This is a genomic window from Ancylomarina sp., assembly GCF_041555295.1.
Classification (GTDB): Bacteria; Bacteroidota; Bacteroidia; order Bacteroidales; family Marinifilaceae; genus Ancylomarina.
Window position 1 is genome coordinate 1 of sequence record NZ_JBFFKR010000282.1, and the last position, 4,160, is coordinate 4,160.

Annotated in this window: 3 protein-coding genes; 1 reads left to right on the forward strand and 2 read right to left on the reverse strand. The window is 37.3% G+C overall.

All coding sequences use genetic code 11. The annotated features are described in order from the left end of the window. Positions 1-1,639 (reverse strand): M3 family metallopeptidase (locus ABY905_RS14600; protein WP_372645166.1); only part of this gene is annotated, 1,639 nt, incomplete at its 3' end. A gap of 317 nt (positions 1,640-1,956) precedes the next feature. On the opposite strand from ABY905_RS14600, the gene ABY905_RS14605 reads away from it, so the two are divergent. After that, on the forward strand, positions 1,957-2,259 hold the full coding sequence (locus ABY905_RS14605) for a Dabb family protein (protein WP_372645168.1): 303 nt from the start codon (positions 1,957-1,959) through the stop codon (positions 2,257-2,259). A gap of 482 nt (positions 2,260-2,741) precedes the next feature. On the opposite strand, the gene rimO is transcribed toward ABY905_RS14605, so the two are convergent. After that, positions 2,742-4,043 carry a 30S ribosomal protein S12 methylthiotransferase RimO gene (rimO, locus tag ABY905_RS14610; RefSeq protein ID WP_372645170.1) on the reverse strand — a complete coding sequence of 434 codons (1,302 nt, stop codon included), beginning with the start codon at positions 4,041-4,043 and terminating at the stop codon, positions 2,742-2,744. Positions 4,044-4,160 lie beyond the last annotated feature (117 nt).

Genomic DNA, 4,160 nt, shown 5'->3' on the forward strand with positions numbered 1-4,160 from the left:
CATATCCCGAATGAAAATTACCACTATCAATAATTTTTTGAACCAAATCAGCAGGGATCTTCTCTCCTGTTTTATAGTGCTCAGCAACCTTATCAAGCCATTGCTTCTCAAAAGCATAGTTCTCCATAAACTGAGATGGTAACTCCACAAAATCGCGGTAAACACTAGTTCCTGACAAACTAGGATAAGAACATCGAGAAAGCATGCCATGCAAAGCGTGTCCAAATTCGTGCAAGAATGTCGTCACTTCACCAAAACTTAATAAGGATGGTTTGGTTTCTGTTGGACGAGTGAAATTACACACGATAGAGATATGCGGACGGTGATCTTGTCCATTTTGAAGAAACTGCTCACGGTAGGAAGTCATCCAGGCTCCACCTTGTTTGCTATCTCGAGGGTGAAAGTCAGCATAAAAGACTGATAGAAAATCACCTTTCTTATCAAACACTTCATACACATCAACCTCTTCGTGATACTTATCAATCTCAGTATTCAACTCAAAAGTCAAGCCATATAAACCAGTTGCCAAATCGAAAATACCCTGCTTCACTTTCTCTAACTCAAAATATGGTCGAGTCAATTCATCATTCACCTGGAACTTCTCTGTCTTTAATTTCTCGGCATAATAAGCCCAATCCCAGCGCTGCAATTCAAAGTCAGCACCAATACCTTTAGCATAAACCTGCAACTCATCAAACTCCTCTTTGGCTTTTGGCATCGATGCTTCAAGCAATTCATTCAGAAAGTGAGTTACCTTATCAGGACTTTCTGCCATACGCTCTTCCAAAACAAACTGAGCGTAGTTTGGATAATCAAACAATTGAACCTTCTCTAAACGCAAGGCAACAATTTTCTTGATGATTTCCTGATTATCAAACTCATCATTAAAGCATCGAGAAGTGTAGACCTTAAACATCTTTTCGCGTAGTTCTCGATTATCGGCATATTGCATAAAAGGCACATAGCTTGGGAACTGAAGTGTAAATACCCAGCCTTTTTTATCCTTAGATTTAGCAGTAGAAGCAGCCGCCTCTAATACGCCATCAGGTAATCCTGCAAGTTCCTTTTCATCGGTAATATTTAGTTCGAAATTGTTGGTTGCGGCCAATACGTTCTCACCAAACTGAAGAGTTAGCTGTGAAAGTTCTTTCGATATTTCACGAATCCTGGCTTTCTTCTCCCCTACCAAATTAGCACCCGAACGAACAAATGATTTATAACGTTTATCTAAAAGCATGCTTTGCTCTGCAGTCAAATCCAAATTCTCCTTATTACCGTGAACCGTTTTTATTCTTTCCCAAAGCGGCTCATTCATTACAATATCGTTAGAGAATTCGCTTAATAAAGGCGAAACTTCTCGAGCCAAAGCTTGCATCTCATCACTGGTATCTGCATGATTCAAGTTGAAAAACACTGAAGACACCTGATCCAAGAGTTCACCAATAAAGTCCATGGCCTCAATCGTATTATCGAAACTCGCAGCTTCCGTATTATTGGCAATTTGGTCAACTTCCTCTTTGGCAATTTTAATGCCCTCCAGAAAAGCGGGCATATAGTGCTCCATTTTAATTTCACTAAATGGTGCGGTATGATGTACTGTGCTAAACTTGCACAATAATGGGTTTATATCCTTAGTCATAATTTTATTTCTTTTTGGATGAATATTGAGAATAAGCTATACGATCAAATTCTCAAAGATTAACAAATATAGGAATTATCTAATTCTTCCTGACCAGAAATTAAAGAAGACAATTTCAATCTCACTTATTTAACCTTTATTCACCAAATCTATTTCGATTATCTATTTAATTGGGTTTTGTTATGATTTTAATCTATCTCAAAATATAATCATACCATAACAGTCTCAGCTTGTCTATAGTCATTACATGACCGGATAATTCCATAAAAACACCTATATTCGGCGATAGAATTACTCAATTATAAAAGATAACGACAATGATCAAGCACATAGCAATGTTTAAGTTTAAGGCTTTTGAATCGGCCGAAGAAAAAGAGAATTACTATATGAGACTAAGAGAAGCCTTTGATGGACTTGATAAACGGGTTCCAGAAATCAAGTTCCTGCAAATTGGGTTTGATGAACTGGAATCTGAAGCATCCTTTGATTTCGTTGTTAATGTGGTTCTTGAAAATATAGACTGTCTACCAGCTTATGCAAACCATCCTGAACATCTTAAAGCCGCTTCAGTCGTAAGGGAAATGATGGTCGATAGAAAAGTAATTGATTATTCATTTTAGGCATCGATCTATGTCATTCTTTGAATAATAAAAACACAAAAGCGCCTAATATTAAACAATATTGGGCGCTTTTCGTTTAAGCAAAAACTATGAAATTCTATATTTTATAGGACTATAAAAAAGAACACTACCTCTTTTTCACAAAAAAACACCTCTTTTCTGTATTCCCTTATTGATTTCTTACTTTCCCTTGATCTACTTTCACATTCCCCCGATGAATTTCTACATTCCCCCAGTGAATTTCTGCATTCCCCTAGACGTTTCGCACACTTCGACGATCATTTTACGTACTCCCTTTATTGACTAACACACTCCCTCGATCAACTTTCATATTCCATTTTGTTAATAAAAAAAAAACCTTAGCCTTCTGAACGATGGAAAAGAAAAAACTCCAATCGAGTTTCTAACAAGAAACCCAATTGGAGTTGTATATCTGTCTTACAATCGCTATCAGCAAGTGTAATATTATCGGTATTTGCTTTTTATTCTACTACAATAGCGAACAAATCGTAATCTTCGACATCGGTAACCTCAACATCATACATCTCACCTATTTTAAGGTTGAAGTTTTCACTAGAAATTAATACCTCAGGATCGACTTCATAAGAATCGAACTCAGTACGTCCGAAGTAGAAATCTTCATCTTTACGGTCAATAATTACTCTCATCCTCTCGCCTATTCGCGCTTGATTAGACTGACGTGAAATTTCTTGCTGAAGTTCCATAATCTCATCTTTACGAGCTTCTTTTACTTCTTGAGGAATATCATCAGTATAATTAATCGCAGCATAAGTATCATCCTCATTAGAATATGGGAAAACACCTAAACGTTCAAATTTCATTTCCTTTACAAAAGCTTTCAAATCTTCCATATCAGCCTCCGTTTCGCCAGGATGCCCAACCAACATGGTGGTACGCAAAGTTATACCTGGAACTTCTTCTCTAATACGATTGATTAGCTCAACGGTTTGCTCACGATTGATACCACGACGCATTAAACCAAGCACATTGTCACTCGAATGCTGAAGAGCAATATCCAAATAACGACAAACCTTTGGGTTTTCGCGCATTACCTTTAATATATCATAAGGGAATTGCGTTGGATACGCATAATGAAGCTTAATCCACTCCAAACCTTTAACCTCGGACAACTTCTCAACAAGTTCTGCCAACATCGATTTGCCATACAAATCGTGACCATAGTAAGATAAATCCTGAGCAATAACCAAAAACTCCTTCACCCCGGCTGCTGCCAAATTCGAAGCTTCCTCAACAATCTCCTCAACAGGACGAGAAATATGCTTACCCGTAATAATTGGAATTGCACAATAAGAACAACCACGATTACAGCCCTCTGAAATTTTCAAATAAGCAAAATGCTTAGGCGTGGTAATCATTCTCATATTCGAGAAATCAGGCTTGTATTCCTTATGCAGCTCTTTTACGATAGATTTCCACTCAAATTTTCCGAAAAACTTATCAACCTCAGTAATTTCAATAGCTAAATCGTCGCGGTAACGCTCCGACAGACAACCCATCACAAAAAGTGTATCGATAAGGCCTTCTTTCTTAGCATCTGCAAACTGCAAAATCATATCGATAGATTCTTCCTTAGCATCACCGATAAATCCGCAAGTATTAATAATAACTGTTCGGGCATCACTATTGTCTTCGTCACAGCTCACCTCAAATTGGTTCGCATCCAACTGCTTCATCAAAAGTTCGGTATCCACAAGGTTTTTAGAACAACCTAAACTTACGATATTGATTTTATTTTGGCTCATGATTAATTGAATATGAGATAATAGATATCTGATTTGAGAAAAAGAGACGAGACTAATTGTAAATCGCTCAGCTCTATTTCAGCCGACAAAAATAAGATAAAAAAAGGGCTTTACCTC